The organism is Actinomadura sp. NBRC 104412 (assembly GCF_030269515.1).
Classification (GTDB): domain Bacteria; phylum Actinomycetota; class Actinomycetes; order Streptosporangiales; family Streptosporangiaceae; genus Spirillospora.
This window is the reverse complement of sequence record NZ_BSTM01000010.1, coordinates 59,975-78,157: the sequence shown is the minus strand read 5'-3', so window position 1 is coordinate 78,157 and position 18,183 is coordinate 59,975. Positions and strand designations below refer to the sequence as shown.

The window sequence follows — 18,183 nt, the reverse complement described above, 5'->3', positions numbered from 1 at the left end:
CCTTCGAAGGCCACCACCGACGCACGCGTCTGGTACGTCACTTCCACATGATGTACGAACTAGTACGTACACTCAAGGGTGTGATCCGGACGGGCATGGAGGAGAGATGCGCAGATCCATCGCGACGGTGTCGCTCAGCGGCACGCTGGCCGACAAGCTCACCGCCGTCGCCGCCGCCGGCTTCCAGGGCGTGGAGATCTTCCACAACGACCTGGTCGTCTCCTCGATGAGCCCGGAGGAGGTCCGGGCGCGCGCCGCCGACCTCGGCCTGGCCGTCGAGCTCTACCAGCCGTTCCGCGACTTCGAGGCGGTGCCGCCGCGGCTGCTCGCCGAGAACCTGCGCCGCGCCGAGCACACCTTCGCGGTGATGGAACGGCTCGGCGCCACCCGGCTGCTGGTCTGCTCCAGCGTCTCGCCCGCCGCGGTCGACGACGACGCGCTCGCCGCCGAGCAACTGCGCGCGCTGGCCGACCGCGCCGCCCGCCACGGCATCACGATCGCCTACGAGGCCCTGGCCTGGGGGCGGCACGTCAGCGACTACCGGCACGCCTGGCGGATCGTCCGGGCGGCCGACCATCCGAACCTGGGGCTGTGCCTGGACAGCTTCCACATCCTGGCGCGGGACGCCGACCCGTACGCGATCGAGACCATCCCCGCCGAGAAGATCGTCTTCCTCCAGCTCGCCGACGCCCCGGCGCTGCCCATGGACGTCCTGTACTGGAGCCGTCACTACCGCTGCTTCCCGGGGCAGGGCGACCTCGACGTGACGGGCCTGCTGGCGCACGTGCTGCGCACCGGCTACGAGGGGCCGCTGTCCCTGGAGGTGTTCAACGACATCTTCCGGCAGGCCGCCGCCATGCGCACCGCGCAGGACGCCATGCGCTCCCTCATCTTCCTGGAGGAGGCTGCCGGGCGGCGGCTCGGCGGCGCGTCGCGCCTCACCCCTCCGCCGCCGCCCGTCGTCCCGACCGGGTTCGCCTTCGCCGAACTCGCCGTCCCGGAGACGGGGCCGCTCGGCGACCAGCTCACCGCGCTGGGCTTCGCGCGCACCGGGACGCACTCCGGCAAGCCCGTCGAGCTGTGGGAGCAGGGGGAGGCGCGCATCCTGCTCAACACGGGAAGCGCCGAGAGCGAGGACGGCCCGGCGCTGGCCGCGATCGGGCTGGAGTCGCCCGACCCGGCCGGCTCGGTCAGGCGCGCCGAGGCGCTGCTGTCACCCGTCCTGCCCCGGCGGCGCGGACCCCGGGACGCGCCGCTGGACTCCGTCGCCGCGCCCGACGGCACGGAGCTGTTCTTCTGCCGCACCGCGCGTCCCGACCACTCGAGCTGGACGGACGACTTCCGGACGGGCGGCTGCGCCCCCTCCTCACCGCCGGAGCCGTCCGGCGAGATCACCCACATCGACCATGTGGCGCTCACCCAGCCCTGGCACCACTTCGACGAGGCCTCCCTCTTCTACCGCAGCGTCCTGGGCCTTCGCCCGCACGAGAGCCTGGAGCTGCCCGACCCGTACGGGCTGCTGCGGAGCCGCGCGGTCTCCACCGACGACGGGCGCGTCCGCATGGCCCTCAACGTCGCCCACGTCGGGAGCCACGACCGGGACGTGGCCTGGCAGCACGTCGCGCTGGCCAGCCGCGACATCGTCGCCACGGCCCGCCGGCTCCGCACCTCCGGCGGCGCCGCGCCACTGCCCGTGCCCGGCAACTACTACGACGACCTGAAGGCGCGGCACGACCTCGGTCCCGAACGACTCCGCCTGCTGCGCGAGCTGGGACTGCTGTACGACCGGGACGAGCACGGCGAGTTCCTGCACTGCTACACCGTCACCACCGGACGGGTCTTCTTCGAGATCGTCCAGCGCATCGGCGGGTACCGGGGCTACGGCGCGCCCAACGCCCCCATCCGCCTCGCCGCCCAGCACGCGCACAGCTCCTAGGATGAGAGCCGACCGCTCCCCCGTCCCGTGGAGTCCCATGCCGACACAGCCCATGACGCCCGCAGGCGAGCGGCGGCGCGACGCCGAACGGACCCGGGCGGAGATCCTGGAGGTGGCCCAGCGGGAGTTCGCGCGGCACGGGTACGCCGGGGCCAGGGTGGACGACATGGCCGAGCTCATGCGCACCACCAAGCGCATGATCTACTACTACTTCGGCAACAAGGAGAAGCTTTACATCGCCGTCCTGGAGAAGGTCTACGCCGAGGTCAGGGCGGCCGAGGCCGGCATCGACGTGGCGCATCTGGCGCCGGTGGACGCGATCCGCACGCTGGCCGAGCTGACCTTCGACCACCACGAGGCGCACCAGGACTTCATCAAGCTGGTCAGCATCGAGAACATCCACCAGGCCGAGCACCTGCGCAAGTCCGAGGCGCTGACCAACCTGGGCGGCCCGGTGACCGGGCTGATCTCGCGGATCCTGGACGCGGGACGCTCCACCGGCGAGTTCGTCGCCGAGGCCGACGCGGTGGACGTGCACATGATGATCAGCGCGTTCTGCTTCTTCCGCATCGCCAACCAGCACACCTTCGGCGCCCTGTTCGGACGCGACCTGACCGCCCCCGAGCACCGCGCCCGCCACCGCGCCATGGTCGGCGAGATGGTCGTCGCCTACCTCACCGGTGCCGGCCACGGCCGCTAGGGCACGTTCAGCACCGTGCGGCTTTCGTGACTCTCGTCACGCCACCGACGCGACTCCGCGACGCCAGTATCCCGAGAAATAGACGTTCTCGCGCGGGACCTTCCTGTCGTCGACCAGATGCCGGCGGAGGTGCCTGACCGTACTGGACTCCCCCGCGATCCAGGCGTACGGGGTTCCCGAGGGCAGGGCCGCGCCGGGGAGGGCGGTGGTCAGGGAGCCGCCTGTGTCGCGGTGAAGCCATTCGAGGTGGACGCCTTCCGGTGTGTCGAGCGGCTGTTCCTCGGCGGCGTTCGCGACCTCCACCATGACCCGGCCCCGGGTGTGGGCGGGCATCGATTCGACGACGGCGCCTATGGCGGGGAGCGCGGTCTCGTCACCTGCCAGGAGCACCCAGTCCGTGTCGGGGGGTGGGGCGTATTCGGCGCGTGGACCCCAAAGGCCCACCTCGTTTCCCGGGGCCGCCTGGAGCGCCCACTGGGAGGCGGGGCCGCCGTCCCCGTGCAGGACGAAGTCGATGTCGACCTCGCCTCGGGCTGGGCGGTGCTTGCGGATGGTGTAGGTGCGGAAGACGGCCCGTACCGGCTCGGCCTGCCAGCGTTCCCACCAGTCGTCGCCCTTGGGGTAGATGGGACGCGGTTCACCGGGCAGCGGGAAGAAGACCTTGACGCGGTGGTCCAGTCCGGCGCCCGGAAAGCCGGCGAGCCCCCCGAGGGTGACGCGCCTCATTTGCGGTGTCAGGTCCGTCACCCGGGTGACGTGGGCGGTGTAGTGGCCGTAGCTCATGTCAGGCTCTTGGGACGCAGATCCGTCCAGTGGACGCGGACGTACTCCAGGCACCTCTCGCGTTCCTCGGGGCCGAAGACCGTCGTCCACCCGGCGGGGACGTCGGCGAACTCGGGCCACAGGGAGTGCTGGTCCTCGTCGTTGACCAGGATGAGGAAGCGGCCTTCGGTGTCGTCGAAGGGGTTGGTCATGACTAGGCCTCCTGGGCGACGCGGGTGGCGGGGCCGGTGGTGTGGGCGGCGATGGACGCGACGATCTCGCCCGTGCGGACGGCGACCATCGACAGCAGCGAGGAGGTGATGCCGTGGGTGTGCTCGGTGGCTCCCTGGAGGTAGACCGACCAGGAGCAGTCGGGGCCCGTGACCAGGCGGTAGTCACGGTCCACGAGGAGGCGGCCGTCCGGGCCGGTGCGGCAGTGCTCGCCCGCCTCGCCGAGCAGGTCGAGCGGGTTGCGCTCGCGGTACCCGGTGGCGCAGATCAGGGCGTCGGCCTCCAGGTCCGTGACCTCGCCGGTGGGCATGAACTCGACCTTCAGCCGGACGCCGTCGCGACCGGCGTCCACGTCCACCAGGCGGGAGACGTTGAGGATGCGCAGGCGTTCGGCGCCCGCGACCTTCTCCGCGTACGCCCGGCGGTACAGCTCGTCGATCAGGTCGAGGTCGACGACCGAGTAGTTGGTGTTGCGGGAGTAGCCGAACAGCATCCGCTTGACCTCGTCCGGCGCCTGGAAGTAGTGGTCGACCGCCTCCGGGTCGAAGATGCGGTTGGCGAAGGAGCTGTCGTCGGCGGGCGAGTACCCGTACCGGGCGAACAGCGCGCAGACCTCGGTGGACGGGTAGCGGCCGTGCAGATGAGCGACGGCCTCGGCGGCGCTCTGCCCGGCACCGACGACCACGAGCCGCCGCGGCTCGGGCGGCAGGGTCTCCAGGCGGGGCAGCAGGTCCTCGGTGTGCCAGACCCGCTCCCCCTGCCGGACGCCGTCGGGCAGGACGGGTTCGAGACCGGCGCCGATGACCAGGTTCCGGGTCAGGCAGGTGTGCAGCTCGTCGTCGCGCCGCACCACCACCTCCAGGGCGCGGGCGTCCCGCGGGCGGACCGCGACGACCTCCGACCCGTACCGGACCGCCCCGGAGAACGCGGCGGCCACCCACTCCAGGTAGTCGTGGAACTCCAGCCGGCTCGGGAACATGGTCTTGTGGTTGATGAAGTCGGCCAGGCGGCCGTGCGCGTGCAGATAGGAGATGAACGAGTACCTGCTGGTCGGGTCGCGCAGCGTGACCAGGTCCTTGAGGAAGTTGACCTGCATCGTGGCGCCCTCGAGGAGCATGCCGCGGTGCCAGCCGAAGGCCGGCTGCTTCTCGAAGAAGACCGCGTCCACGCCGGTGCCGAACTCCTCCTCGAGCGCGACCGCGAGCGCCAGGTTGGAGGGTCCGAATCCGATGCCCACGACGTCATGGACGGGTGTCGCCATTTGCGCCTCTCTTGGTAGTCCTGCGGAACCCCTCCGCGGCCGTCCAGCCCCGGTCGGCCGCGGAGGGGAGATCGGGTGCGCCCGCCGGTCACGCCTTGCCGGCGGCCGCGGCGATCTTCGGTACGACCTGGTCGACCACGTACGGTGCGGCCAGGGCGGTGGGGGTGCGCAGCGGCCAGAACGACCTGAGGTCCAGCGGCACGTACGAGCCGCGCTTCACCACGTCCAGGCCGGAGAAGAGCTTGTTGCCCTCGACCTTCCGCTGTGTGGCGGGGTCGTCGTTGTAGTGGCTGAGCAGGACGTCGACGTCCAGGGTCGAGACCTTCTCCATGCTCAGCTCCGCGGCGAAGCCCTCGCCGGGCAGCTTGGCGAGGGTGTCGGGCAGCGTCATCCCGAACTGCTCCAGCAGCTTGACGGAGATGTCGTCCTTGGACTTCATCACGCCGATGTTCCCGTTCGGCATGATGCTGGTGAGCGCGAAGCCCTTCCCGACGAGCTGCGGATGCGTCGTCCGCACCGAGGCGATCTTGGCCTCCACGTCGGCGACCAGCCGGTCGCCGTCCGCCTTCCGCCCGACCGCCTGCGCGACCTGCCGGGTGATCTGCTGCCAGGTGTCCTCGGCGGGGCCGGTCTGGTACGCGGTGGTCGGCGCCAGCTTGGAGAGCTTGGCGTACTCCTTGTCGATGGTGAAGTCGCCGGCGGCGAGGATCAGATCGGGCTTGAGCGCGGCGATCTCCTCCAGGTTGAAGCCGGAGTCGCCGATCTTCAGCAGCTTGGGCCGCGTGCCGGTGATCTTGGGCGCGGACCAGGGCGCGAGCCCGTCCTTCTGGACGCCGGTCAGCTCGGTCATCCCGACCGGCTGGACGCCGAGGGCGAGCAGGGCGTCCTGGTCGACCTCCCCGAGCGCCACGATGCGCGTGGGCGCCTCCTTGATGGTCGTGGTGCCGAGCTTGTGGGTGATCGTGACCGGGTAGTTTCCGGCGCCCTGGCCTCCGGAGGAGGTCTCGGCGGGCTCGTCGTCACCGCACGCCGCCACCAGTCCGAGGCTCAGGAGAAGAGCACAGGCGGCGGTCAATCGGCGCATCCATGAGGCGCCTTCTCTCGCGGTTGGCGTGGGGGGCGTGGTGGGTCGCCCCTCCACAATGGTTCCGCGCATATGGGTCGTCCTTCCTGACACGGGGTGATCGGTCCCGGACCGGTTCCGGGGTGGTCTGTCGCGCCCGGGCCGGCTCGCCGGGCTCATGCGAGCCGGTCCAGCAGCCGGGCGACGGTGGGCGCCGCCAGCAGCGTGGCGATCTTGAGGTCGGCGCAGCCGGGCTCCCGCCGCAGCCTGCGCACCAGCCGCATCGCCAGCAGCGAGTGGCCGCCCAGGTCGAAGAAGTCGTCGTCGGGGCCCACCTCGTCCACGCCCAGCTCCTCGGCGAAGATCCGGCAGAACGCGGCCTCGCGGTCGCCGTCCCGCGGGCCCGTGACCGCGGCCTCCGCCGAGGTGACGCTCCGCGCGCGCAGGACGGACGGCAGTGAGCGCACGGCGACGCCGGGGTCGGTGGCGACGGTGTCCATGAGGCCGAGCAGCCCGTCGGCGAGCGTGCCGATGGTGGGCGCGTCGAACAGGTCGGCCGAGTAGTCCACGATCAGCCGGAGCGAGGATCCGGGGCCTTCGCGGAAGATGAAGTCGAGGTCGAACTTGGCGGCCCCGGGACCGAACAGCGCCTCCCGCTGCTCCAGCCCCGGGAACCCGACATCGCCGACGCCCTGGTTCTCGTACCCGACCATCACCTGGAACAGCGGGTTGCGGCCGGGGACGCGGGGCGGGCGCAGCGCCTCCACCACCGCCTCGAACGGCAGGTCCTGGTTGGCCAGCCCGGTGACCACGGCCTGCCTGACCCGTCCGAGCAGGTCCGCGAACGTCGGCTCGCCGGACAGGTCGGCGCGCAGCACCAGCGTGTTGACGAAGAACCCGACCAGGTCGCCCGCCGCGTCGTCGGTGCGGCCCGCGACGGGGCTGCCGAGCGGGATGTCGTCGCCCGCTCCGGTGCCGTGCAGCAGCGCGGCGACCGCGGCCTGGCACACCATGAACATCGTGGCGCCGTGCGCCCGCGCGACCTTGCGCAGCCCGTCGACGAGCGCGGGCGGCAGGTCGGTCGTGAGCGTGGCGCCGCGCTGCCCGACCGTGGGGGGACGCGGCCGGTCCACCGGCAGCGGGATCTCCTCGGGCAGGCCGGCCAGCGCCCGCGTCCAGTACGCGAGCTGACGGGCGTGCGGCGAGCCCGGGTCGAGGGGGTCGCCGAGCAGCTCGCGCTGCCACAGCGTGTAGTCGGCGTACTGGACGGGCGGAGGCTCCCAGGCGGGCGCCGTGCCGCCGAGCCGTGCCGTGTACGCCTCCGCCACGTCCCTCGCGAACGGCCCGAACGACCACTCGTCGAACGCGATGTGGTGGAAGACGGCCAGCAGCAGATGCTCGTCCTCGCCCTCGGGGAAGACGGTCACCCGCAGCGGGAGGTCGCGGGACAGGTCGAACGGCCGCGCGATCACCTCCTCGGGCGGGCAGGTCGCGATCTCCAGCGCGGGCCGTGCCTCGTCCGGCGGGAGGATCCGCTGGTACGGGACGCCGTCGTGCTCGGCGAACACCGTCCGCAGGCTTTCGTGCCGCGCGACCACGTCGCCGATCGCCGCCTCCAGCGCCGCCCTGTCCAGGTCTCCGCGCAGGCGGACGGCCAGCGGCAGGTGGTAGGCGTCGCGCGGCCCGTCGTCCTCGCGCAGGAGCTGGTCGAGCATCCACAGACGGCGCTGCGCGAACGACAGCGGGACACGCTCGGGCCGTTCCCGGGGCGTCAGGGCGGGACGCAGCTCGTTCTCCGCCTTCTGGTGGACGCGTTCCGCCAGGCCGGCCACCGTCGGCGTCTCGAACAGGTCGCGGATGGCCAGCTCGGTGCGCAGCACGGCGCGGGCCCGCCCGACGAGGCGGGTCGCCAGCAGCGAGTGCCCGCCCAGGTCGAAGAAGTCGTCGTCGATACCGACGTTCGTGACGTCCAGGACCTCGCCGAACAGCCTGCACAGCAGCCGTTCGACCGGGGTGCGGGGCGGCCGTCCCGAGGTGCGCGGCCCGCCGCCGGACGCCCCCGCCGGGTCCGGCAGGGCGCGCCGGTCGAGCTTGCCGTTGACCGTCAGCGGCAGGGCGTCGAGGGTGACGATCGCGCTGGGCACCATGTAGCCGGGGAGCGTCCGCTTGAGCCCTTCCCGGACGCGGGCGGCCAGCACGCCGTGGTCCCGGGCGGCGGCCGGGTTGTTGGCGTGCGAGGCGCTGGGGCCGGTCCCGGGCAGGGACGCGTCGCCGCCGCCGAAGACGGCGTCGTACCGGCCGACCTGGTCCGACGGGGTCGTCACGACACCCGGGTCGATGGCGTACAGGGTCTCGGGCTCGACGCCTTCGGGTTCGGCCCGTAGCAGCTCGCGCGCCTCGTCGGGGCCCGCGCCGGCCTCCAGCGCCCGGAGCGCGGCGAGCTCACCGGACAGCCGCGGGTCGGGGATCCCGCGCACGCGCAGCGGCCCTTCGGCGGACAGGTCGTCCGGCCCGGTGTAGTCGACGACCGGCGTCTCCGGCGGGTCGTGCGGCGACGGCGCCTTCCACAGCACGACGTCGTACCGGTGGCGGGTCAGCTCGTTATGGTGGACGCCGCGCTTGGTGCGCGCCTCGACCCGGGCCGGTCCCTCCAACGAGGCGAAGAACGCCGGGTCGAGCAGCAGTTCCTTCTCCATCCGGACGGCCCTGTCGACCGCGGCCAGGTCCACCTCGCCGCCCCGTCCGAGCTGGATCGCGGCGTGGAAGGCGCGGACCGAGCGCAGGTCGCGCACGTCGCCGATGAACAGTGCGCCGCCCGGCGCCAGCAGCCGCATCGCCTTCTCGATCACGTCGGCCAGGTAGCCGGGTCCGGGGAAGTACTGGACGACCGAGTTGATGACGACCGTGTCGAAGTGCTCCTCCGGCAGGCCGGCCAGGTCGTGCGCGGGACGGCGGCTCAGCCGGACGTTGGTGTCCGGGCCGAGGTCGGCCTCCAGCTTGGCGATGACCGGCGCGGAGAAGTCGGTGCCGTGGTACTCCTCGCAGTCGGGCGCGAGCCGGGTCAGCAGCAGGCCCGTCCCGACGCCGATCTCCAGGACGCGGCGCGGGTTCAGCGCGCGGATCCGCTCGACGGTCGTCTCCCGCCATTCGCGCATGTCGTCCAGCGGGATCGGGGCGCCGTCGTAGCTGGAGTCCCAGCCGGCGAACTCCTCCGCGTGGACGGCCGTGCCCACCTCGGTGTACTCGGCGTCGTAGATCTGCCGCCACTCGGCGACCTGCTCCTCGGCGATCCCCTCGCGGGAGCCGTCCGGCACCACGTACCCGATCAGCCGCCCGGCGTCCGCCTCGCCGGTCCCTCCGGCGACCACGACGGCGGCCTGTGCCACGCCCGGCTCGGCGGCCAGCGCGGCCTCGACCTCCGCGAGCTCCACCCGGTAGCCGCGGATCTTCACCTGGTCGTCGGTGCGGCCCAGGAAGTCGATGTTGCCGTCCTCGCGCACCCTGACCAGGTCGCCCGTCCGGTACATGCGGCCCCCGCCGGACGTGTCGAACGGGTCGGCGACGAAGCGCTCGGCGGTCAGGTCGGGGCGGCCGAGGTAGCCGCGGGCCAGCCCGGCGCCCGCGATGTACAGCTCGCCGGGCGCGCCCTGCGGGACGGGACGCAGCCAGCGGTCCAGCACGTAGCCGCGGGTGTTCCAGATCGGCTTGCCGACCGTGGGAGTGGCGCTGTCCTCGGTGCCGCCGCCCAGCGTGTTGATGGTGTACTCGGTCGGCCCGTACAGGTTGTATCCGAGCACGCCGTCCGCCTCGGCCAGCCGCTCCCACACCGAGGGCGGGACGGCCTCGCCGCCGAGCAGCACCAGGGGCGGCCGGTGCGCGGTGCCGTCCAGCAGGCCCTCGTCGAGGAGGTGCTGCGCGTAGGTCGGGGTCACGTTGATGACGTCGATGCGGTGCCGCCGCAGGTACGCGGTCAGCGCCTCGGCGTCGCGGCGCAGATCCTCGTCGCAGACGTGCACCTCGTGGCCCTCGATCAGCCACAGCAGCTCCTCCCACGACATGTCGAAGGAGAACGACACGGTGTGCGCGATGCGCAGCCCGCGCCCGCCCGCCGAGGCCACCACCGGGTCGAAGATGTTGGCGCGGTGGTTGTACTGCATGTTGGTCAGGCCCCGGTACGGGGTGACCACGCCCTTGGGCCGTCCGGTCGAGCCGGAGGTGTAGATGACGTACGCGGGACGGTCCATGCGTCCGGGCGTGCCGGGGGCGAAGCCGGGCAGCTCGCCGGGTTCCAGGTCGTGGCCGGGCAGGTCGCGCAGGGCGTCCCGGACGGCGGGCTCGTCCAGTTCGATCACCGGGCCGTCGAAGGGGAGCCCGGCGGCGATCGGCGCGTGCGACACCATGCAGACGGGGCCGGCGTCGGCGAGCATGTAGCCGAGCCGGTCGGCGGGGTAGTCCAGCTCCAGCGGCAGGTACGCGGCGCCGGTGCGCAGCACCGCGAACAGGGCGACGACCATCTCGGCCGAGCGGGGCAGGGCGAGCGCGACGACCCGTTCGGGACCGGCGCCATGCCGCCGCAGCAGCCGCGCCAGCCGGTTGACCTGCGCGTTCAGCTCGCCGTAGGTGAGGGAGACGTCGGGCGGCGACACCAGGGCCGTCCGGTCCGGGGCGCGGGCCGCCTGCTCGGCCAGCAGTTCCGCGACGGTCAGTTCCGGCACGGGCTTCTCCGCCTCGGCCCAGTCGCGGCGCAGCCGGTCGTGCTCCTCGGGGACGAGCATGTCCAGCCGGTGGCACGGCGTCGCCGGGTCGGCGGCGAGCTGCTCGAGGACGCGCACGTACCGGTCGGTGATCCGCCGGGTCTCGGCCTCGGTGAAGGCGTCGCCCCGGTACATGACGCGCAGCCCGGCGCCCGGCTCGACCACCATCGTGATCGGGTAGTGCGTGGCGTCCCGGACCTCGCGGCCCAGCACCCGCAGGTCGCCGTCCGGGCCGAAGCCGCGGCCGGTGGGCATGCCCGGGAAGTTCTGGAAGACGAACAGCGTGTCGAACAGCGTCCCCAGGCCGGTGGCGCGCTGGACGTCGGCGAGCGCCACATGGTCGTGGTCGAACAGCTCCGACCGGGACGCCTGGACGCGTGCCAGCACCGCGGCGAGCGGGTCGGCGGCGCCCGCGCGCACGCGGACCGGGATCGTGTTGAACAGCAGGCCGACGATCGACTCGACGCCCTCGACCCCGGGGTTGCGGCCCGACACCGAGACGCCGAACACCACGTCGTCACGCCCGGTCAGGCCCATCAGCACCAGGCCCCACGCGGTCTCGAACAGCGTGCCCGGGGTGACACCGGTCTCGCGCGCCACCGCGTCCAGCCGTTCCGCGAGCCCGGCGGGCAGGTCGCGGCGCACCTCGCCCGCCGTGGACAGGTCGGCGGCCCGGTCCAGCAGGCCGGGACGCAGCAGCGCGGGCTCGTCGAACCCGTCCAGCTCGCGGCGCCAGGCGTCGATCGACTCCCGCCGGTCGCGGCCGTTCACCCAGTCCAGGTAGGCGCGGAAGGACGGCACCGGGCGGGCGGCCTCCGCGGCGGCGTCGGTGTAGAAGTCGAGGAGCGAGGTGACCAGGAGCCCGCCCGACCATCCGTCCAGCAGGATCAGCTCCGAGGTCAGCACCAGCCGGTGGTCGCGCTCCCCGAGCCGGGCCAGCCCGAACCGGATCAGCGGTGGCTTCCCGGGGTCGAACGGCCGGGCGCGCTGCGCCTCGATGAACGCCTCCAGCTCGTTCTCACTGCCGACCTCCGCGAACGTCCAATGCGGCTCGACCTCGTCCGGGACGAACTGGACGGTGCGGGCACCGTCCACACGGAATCCGGCCCGCAGGTTCGGGTACTTCTCCAGGACGCCCCGCGCGGCGGCGGCCATCCGTTCCGGGTCCACCGGACCGGCCAGCTCCACCACGGCCTGCTGCACGTAGATGTCGCGGCCCTCGCCCGCCATCATCAGGTGGAAGAGCAGGCCCTCCTGGAGCGGCGACAGCGGCAGCTCCGCCGGCTCCTCCTCCTGCACGGAGACCGGTCCGGCGGTGGCCGCGGTCGTGGCGGCGGCCAGGGCCTCGATCGTGCGCAGGCGGAAGACGTCCCGGAGGGTGAACTCCAGCCCGGCGCGGCGGGCACGGGCCACCAGCAGGGCCGCGCTGATGCTGTCGCCCCCGGCGCGGAAGAAGTCGTCGTCGGCGGCCAGGTCGCCGCGGCCCAGCAGGCGGCCGGCGAGCCCGGCCAGGACCAGCTCGCGCCCGGTGCGCGGCGGACGGCCCGCGCCGGGCCGCCGTCCGGGCTCGGGCAGGGCGCGCCGGTCCACCTTGCCGTTCGGGTTGAGCGGCAGCGCGTCCAGCACGACCAGCTCGGACGGGACGAGATAGCCGGGCAGCAGCGCCCGCAGCCGGTCGAGCAGCCCGTCCGGGTCACCGGCCTCACCGGTGACGTAGCCGACGAGCCGCGGCCCGGACCCCCCGGATCCCCCGGCGAGCCCGACGGCGGCCTGGCGGACGCCGGGCTGCGCGGCGAGGACGGCCTCGATCTCCCCCGGCTCGATCCGGAAGCCGCGCAGCGTGAGCTGGTCGTCGGCGCGTCCCAGGAACTCCAGCGAGCCGTCGCGGCGGCGCCGCACCCGGTCGCCCGTCCGGTAGAGCCGCGAACCCGGCGGCCCGAACGGGTCGGCGACGAACCGCTCGGCGGTGCGCGCCGGATCCCCGAGGTAGCCGCGGGCCAGGCCGTCCCCCGCCAGGTACAGCTCGCCGACCGGGACCTCGCGGAGCGCGGAGTCCAGCACGTACGCCCTGGTGTTGGCGATGGGGACCAGCCCGCCCGCGCCCTCGGCGACCAGGCTGTCGCCCGCCGCCTCGGAGCAGCCGTAGAGGTTGACCAGGCGGCCCGGGGCACGCCCGGCCAGCGCCGCGGGCAGCGCCTCACCGCTGCTGATCCAGGTGCGCACCGTGGCGGGCGGCCCGGTCTCCAGCAGCGCGGACAGCAGGCTCGGGACGAGCGTGACCGTGCCGATCCCGTGCCGGTCGAGGAACGCGGTGAGGGCGAGCGGGTCGGTGGCGGTGGCGTCGTCGGCGATGACCACGGTGTCGCCGTTGACCAGGCCGCCGAGCAGCTCGGTGGTGCCGTCGATGAACGCGGGCGAGCTCTTGGCGGCCCGCACGCCGCCCGGCTCGGTGAGCTCCATGCCCCACGCGAGCCGGTTGGCCAGGGCCCGCTGCGTGCCGACGACGGCCTTGGGCGTGCCGGTGGAACCGGACGTGAAGACGACGTACGCGGGGTGGTCCGGGCGGACGTCCGGCCTGGTGCGCGGCATCGCGTCCGGGAGCGGATCGCTCAGCCCCAGCACCAGCAGCGGCCGGGCCGTGTCGATCATGAACTCGATCCGGGCCTTCGGGTAGGTCACGTCGATGGGCAGGTAAGCGGCGCCGGTCTTGAGCACGGCCAGCAGCCCCACGGCCAGGTCGAGTGAGCGCGGCAGCGCCAGCCCGACGATCTGCTCGGGTCCGGCGCCCGCGGCGGCGAGCCGGTCGGCCAGGATCTCGGCCCGCTCGTCGAGCTCGGCGTAGGTCAGCGACGTGTCGCCGAAGACCACGGCCGTCGCGTCCGGGGTGCGGGCGGCCTGGGCCTCCACCAGTCCGGCCGCCGTCCGGACGGGGAACTCGCGGGAGGTGTCCGGGTGCGCCGTCTCCCCGCCCAGCGTGGACAGCCGGCGTCCGGGGTCGGCGGTCACCTGGGCCAGCAGCTCGGCGAGCCGGGCGGGCAGCTCCTCAACCGTCTCGCGGTCGAACAGGTCGGTGGCGTAGGCGGCGAAGCCCTCCACCTCGTCCTCGCCCTCGGCGAAGTACAGGTCCAGGTCGAACTTGACCCCGCCGGTCTCGGGCAGGAACGGCTCGGCGCGCACGCCCGGCAGCGCGAGCCGCACGTCGTCCAGCCGCTGATGCACGATCATCACCTGGAACAGCGGGCTGCGGGCCAGCGAGCGCTCCGGCGCCAGCCGCTCCACCACGCGCTCGAACGGCGCCGCCGCGTGCGCGAAGGCGTCCAGGTCGGCGCGGCGCACCCGGTCGAGCAGTTCGGCGAAGGTCGGGTCGCCGGACAGGTCGGTGCGCAGCACCAGCAGGTTGACGAACACGCCGACCAGGTCGGTGAGGTCGTCGTCCGCGCGTCCCGCGATGGGCGAGCCGAGCGCGATGTCGTCGCCCGCGCCCGAGCGGTGGAGCAGCGCGGCCACGGCGGCGTGCAGCACCATGAACACGCTGGTGCCGGTCCGGCGTGCCAGGTCGTGCACCCCGTCGAGCGGCAGCCGGAACTCCACCAGCCCGCCCTTGTGGCTCGCCTCGGCGGGACGGGGACGGTCGGGCGGGAACGTGACCTCCTCCGGCAGCCCGGCCAGGGTCCGTTCCCAGAACTCCAGGTCCTCCCGCGGCTCGGGGGCCTGGCGCTGCCAGGTCGCGTAGTCGGCGTACTGGACGGGCAGCGGCTCCCAGCCGGGGGCGTTCCCGGCCAGCCGCGCGGTGTAGGCGCGGGACAGGTCGGCCAGCAGCGGGGTGAACGACCACTCGTCCGCCGCGGCGTGGTGCTGGAGCAGGACCAGCACCCAGTCCTCGTCGCCCGTCCGGATCAGGGTGGCGCGGATGGGCAGGTCGGCGCCCAGGTCGAAGACGTGCCCCGTGGCCTCGGCCCCGGCCTGGGCCGGCCGGTGGGGCGTCCGGCCGCGGGCGTCCACGACCTCGAAGGGCGCGGCCGTTCCCGGGTCGAGGATCTTCTGGACGGGCAGGCCGTCGGCGTCCTCGACCAGCAGCGTGCGCAGCGCCTCGTGCCGGTCGACCACGTCGCCGAAAGCGGCGCGCAACGCGTCGGGGTCGACCTTTCCGCGCAGCCGCAGCCCGAGCGGCAGCGCGTAGGCGGGCGACGGTCCGCGCAGCCGCTCCTCGAACCACAGGCCGCGCTGCGCCGCCGACGCGGGGACGATCCCGGGGCGGACGACGTCCCGGACGCGGGTGCCCTCCGCCCGTACCAGACGGGGCGCCAGCGCCGCCACGGTCGGGGCCTCGAAGACGTCGGCGATGGTGAGGTCGGCCCGCATCACCGCGCGGACGCGGGCGGCCAGCTTGGTCGCCAGCAGCGAATGCCCTCCGAGCGCGAAGAAGTCGTCGTCGATGCCGACCCGCTCGGCCCCGAGCGTCTCGGCGAACAGCGCGCACAGCGACGCCTCACGCTCGTCCCGGGGCTCCCGTCCGCCCACCCCGGCCTCGACGGACGGGGCGGGCAGCGCGGCGCGGTCGAGCTTGCCGTTGACGGTGCGGGGCAGCGCGTCCAGCTCCACCAGGGCGCTCGGCAGCATGTGGTCGGGCAGGGTCGCGGAGAGCGCGTCGCGCAGCGCGCTCTCCTCCACCGGGCTCCCGGGGACGTAGTAGCCGACCAGGCTCGGGTCGCCCGGCCGGTCCTCCCGCACGACCACGGCCGCCTGCGCGACACCCGGGCACGCGGCCAGCGCCGCCTGCACCTCGGCGGGCTCGATCCGGAACCCGCGGATCTTCACCTGGTCGTCGGTGCGTCCCAGGTACTCCAGGGATCCGTCGCGGTTCCAGCGGGCCAGGTCCCCCGTGCGGTACATGCGGGTGCCGGGCGGGCCGTACGGGTCGGCCACGAAACGCTCGGCGGTCAGGTCCGGCCGCCCCACGTAGCCGCGAGCGAGCTGCGCCCCCGACAGGTACAGCTCGCCCGGGATCCCCACGGGGACGGGACGCAGCGAGGCGTCGAGGACGTGCGCCCGCGTGTTCCAGAACGGACGCCCGATCCCTTCGGCAGGAAGGTCCGTGGACGTCGCCCAGATGGTCGCCTCGGTCGGGCCGTAGACGTTGGTGGCGCGCGCCGCGACCCGGCCGAGCGTCTCGGCCAGCGCGGGCGGAAGCGCCTCGCCGCCGACCAGCACCCGCAGCCCCGTGAGCGCCGCCGGGTCAAGCGATCCGAGCAGCGAGGGCGTGCCCTGGACGATCGTCGCGTCCTTCAGCAGCCGGGCGAGCGCGGCCGGGTCGCGGACGGCGGCGCGTCCCGCCAGGACGACCGTGGCGCCGCTGAGCAGCGGCACGTACAGTTCCAGCGCCGCGATGTCGAACGCGACGGTGGTCACAGCCACCAGCCGGTCGGCCGGGGTGAGCGCCAGCTCCTCGCGCTGCATCAGCAGGAAGTTGGTGAGCGCGCCGTGCGGGATGGCCACCCCCTTGGGCCTGCCGGTCGATCCGGAGGTGTAGATGACGTAGGCCAGGTCGTCCGGTGACGGCACGGGCCACGGCTCATCGGGGCGCGCCGCGCCGGGCAGGCCGTCGAGCAGCAGGACGTCGGTGTCGTCCGGCAGCTTGCCGACCGTCTCCGCGGTCGCGACGACGCAGATCGGGGCCGCGTCGTCGAGCATGTAGGCGAGCCGTTCGGCGGGATGGTCGGGGTCGAGCGGCAGGTACGCGGCGCCCGAGCGCAGCACGGCCAGCAGCGCCGCCACCAGGTCGGGCGTGCGCGGCATCGCGAGGGCGACGACCGTGCCGGGCCCGGCACCGCGGCGCCGCAGGTGGGTCGCGATCGCGGCGGCGCGTTCGTCCAGCTCGGAGTACGTGAGGGAGCCGCCGTCGCCCTCGACGGCCACGGCGTGCGGCGTGCGGGCGGCCTGTTCGGCGAACAGCTCCGTCACGGTGGTCGCGGGCACGTCGCGTCCGGTGTCGTTCGCCTTGTCCAGCACGGCGCGGTCACCGGCGGTCAGCAGGTCGTAGGCGCCGATCGGGCGGTCGGGGTCGGAGGCGGCGGCGCCGAGCAGCGTCTCAAGGTGGGCGAGCAGGGACTCCATGCGCGCGTCGTCGAACAGCTCGCGCCGGAAGGTGGCCTCGACCGTCATCCCCCGCGGCCGTACGAACGCCTCCAGCGACAGGTCGAAGTGCGTCGTGCCGTTGTGGATGTGCGTCCAGCTCGTCGTGACGCCGGGCAGGTCCAGCTCGCCGATCTCCTGGACGAGGAACAGCAGCATCGTGTCGAAGAACGGCGACCGTCCGCCGGTCCGGGACGGGCGCAGCTCCCGCACCATCGCGTCGTAGGGCAGCGCCTGGTGCGCGAAGCCCTCCTCGACGGTGCGGCCGACGCGGCGCAGCGCCTCGCGGAACGTGGGCGCGCCGGACAGATCGGTGCGCAGCGGCAGCGTGTTGCCGAAGTTCCCGACGAGCCGCTGCACCTCGGCGTGCTCGCGGTTCATCACCGAGGACCCGATCGAGATGTCGGTGGCGCCCGTGTAGCGGTGCAGCAGGACCGCGTACGCGGCCAGCATCACCATGTACGGGGTCAGGTTCTCCTCGGCCGCGAGCCGCCGCATCCCGTCGGTGACGGCGTCGTCGAAGCGCCGCGCGACCCGCGCGCCCCGCTCGGACACGGTCGCGCCGCGCGGGCGGTCGGCGGGCAGGTCGAGCGGCGGGGGCGGCGGGTCGAGCCGCGCCCGCCAGTACGCGAGGTCGTCCTCCTGGACGGGACGCCTCTGCTCCCACACCGCGAAGTCGGCGTACTGGACGGCGGGCGGCGCCAGGGGATCGGGGTCGCCCGCAAGCGCCGCGCGGTAGAGGGCCGACAGGTCGCCCGACAGCGAACCCCAGGTCATGCCGTCCCACGCGATGTGGTGGACGACGAGGACCAGCGCGTGCTCGCGGTCGCCGAGACGCAGCAGCTCCAGCCGGACGGGACGTTCGCGGCGCAGGTCGAAGGGCCGCGCGGCGAGCTCCCCGGCGCGCGCCCGCGCGTGCTCGGGCGCGCAGTCGACCGGCGGCAGGTCGAGGGTGTCGTCGCCGGTGACGATCTGCACGGCGCCGTCGCCGTCGTCCGCGTAGACGGTGCGCAGGATGGCGTGCCGCCGGATCAGCGCGCGCAGCGACTCGCGCAGCGCGCCGGTGTCGAGGTCGCCCGACATGCGCACGAGCAGGCACACGTTGTAGGCGGGGCTGTCCGGGAAGGTCCGGTGGTGCAGCCACATGCTCTGCTGCGCGTACGACAGCGGTGCGGGTCCGTCCGTTCCGCGAGGTTCGATCCGGGAGACGTCGGGGCCGAGCCCGGCCTCCGCCATCATCCGCCGCATCAGCTCACGTCGCCGCGCCGCCGTCTGCTCGCGCACATTCCGCCTTTCGTCGTCGGCCATCGCAGTTGGTTAGGTTAGCCTTGCCTACTAAATTGA

At 73.6% G+C, this 18,183-nt stretch carries 7 protein-coding genes; 2 read left to right on the top strand and 5 right to left on the bottom strand.

The features are described 5' to 3' along the window. Nucleotides 1-106: 106 nt before the first annotated feature. Both QSK21_RS15015 and QSK21_RS15010 read left to right on the top strand, forming a co-directional pair. Nucleotides 107-1,936 carry a bifunctional sugar phosphate isomerase/epimerase/4-hydroxyphenylpyruvate dioxygenase family protein gene (locus QSK21_RS15015; protein ID WP_285696337.1) on the top strand — a complete coding sequence of 610 codons (1,830 nt, stop codon included), beginning with the start codon at nt 107-109 and terminating at the stop codon, nt 1,934-1,936. Nucleotides 1,937-1,973: 37 nt separating this feature from the next. Continuing rightward, complete coding sequence (locus QSK21_RS15010) at nt 1,974-2,636, top strand: TetR family transcriptional regulator (RefSeq protein WP_285696336.1); 663 nt, start codon at nt 1,974-1,976, stop codon at nt 2,634-2,636. Between the two features lie 36 nt (nt 2,637-2,672). Here the strand turns inward: QSK21_RS15010 and QSK21_RS15005 are convergent, their stop codons facing one another. The 5 genes from QSK21_RS15005 to QSK21_RS14985 all read right to left on the bottom strand — a co-directional run bounded on the left by QSK21_RS15005 (nt 2,673) and on the right by QSK21_RS14985 (nt 18,147). Beyond that, nucleotides 2,673-3,419: a siderophore-interacting protein gene (locus tag QSK21_RS15005; RefSeq protein WP_285696335.1), complete on the bottom strand. Its 747-nt coding sequence runs from the start codon at nt 3,417-3,419 to the stop codon at nt 2,673-2,675. Then, entirely contained in the window at nt 3,416-3,610 is a 195-nt protein-coding gene (locus QSK21_RS15000) for an MbtH family protein (RefSeq protein ID WP_285696334.1), read from the bottom strand. The genes QSK21_RS15005 and QSK21_RS15000 overlap by 4 nt, the downstream gene beginning before the upstream one ends. Nucleotides 3,611-3,612: 2 nt before the next feature. Further along, a complete protein-coding gene (locus tag QSK21_RS14995) occupies nt 3,613-4,890 on the bottom strand; it encodes a lysine N(6)-hydroxylase/L-ornithine N(5)-oxygenase family protein (RefSeq protein ID WP_285696333.1) in 1,278 nt (425 codons plus the stop codon). Nucleotides 4,891-4,978: 88 nt separating this feature from the next. Then, nucleotides 4,979-5,974, bottom strand: coding sequence for an ABC transporter substrate-binding protein (locus QSK21_RS14990; RefSeq protein ID WP_285696331.1), 996 nt, complete (start codon nt 5,972-5,974; stop codon nt 4,979-4,981). Nucleotides 5,975-6,129: 155 nt separating this feature from the next. Beyond that, the gene (locus QSK21_RS14985) at nt 6,130-18,147 is read right to left on the bottom strand and encodes a non-ribosomal peptide synthetase (RefSeq protein WP_285696330.1); all 12,018 of its coding nucleotides are present in this window, start codon (nt 18,145-18,147) and stop codon (nt 6,130-6,132) included. Nucleotides 18,148-18,183 lie beyond the last annotated feature (36 nt).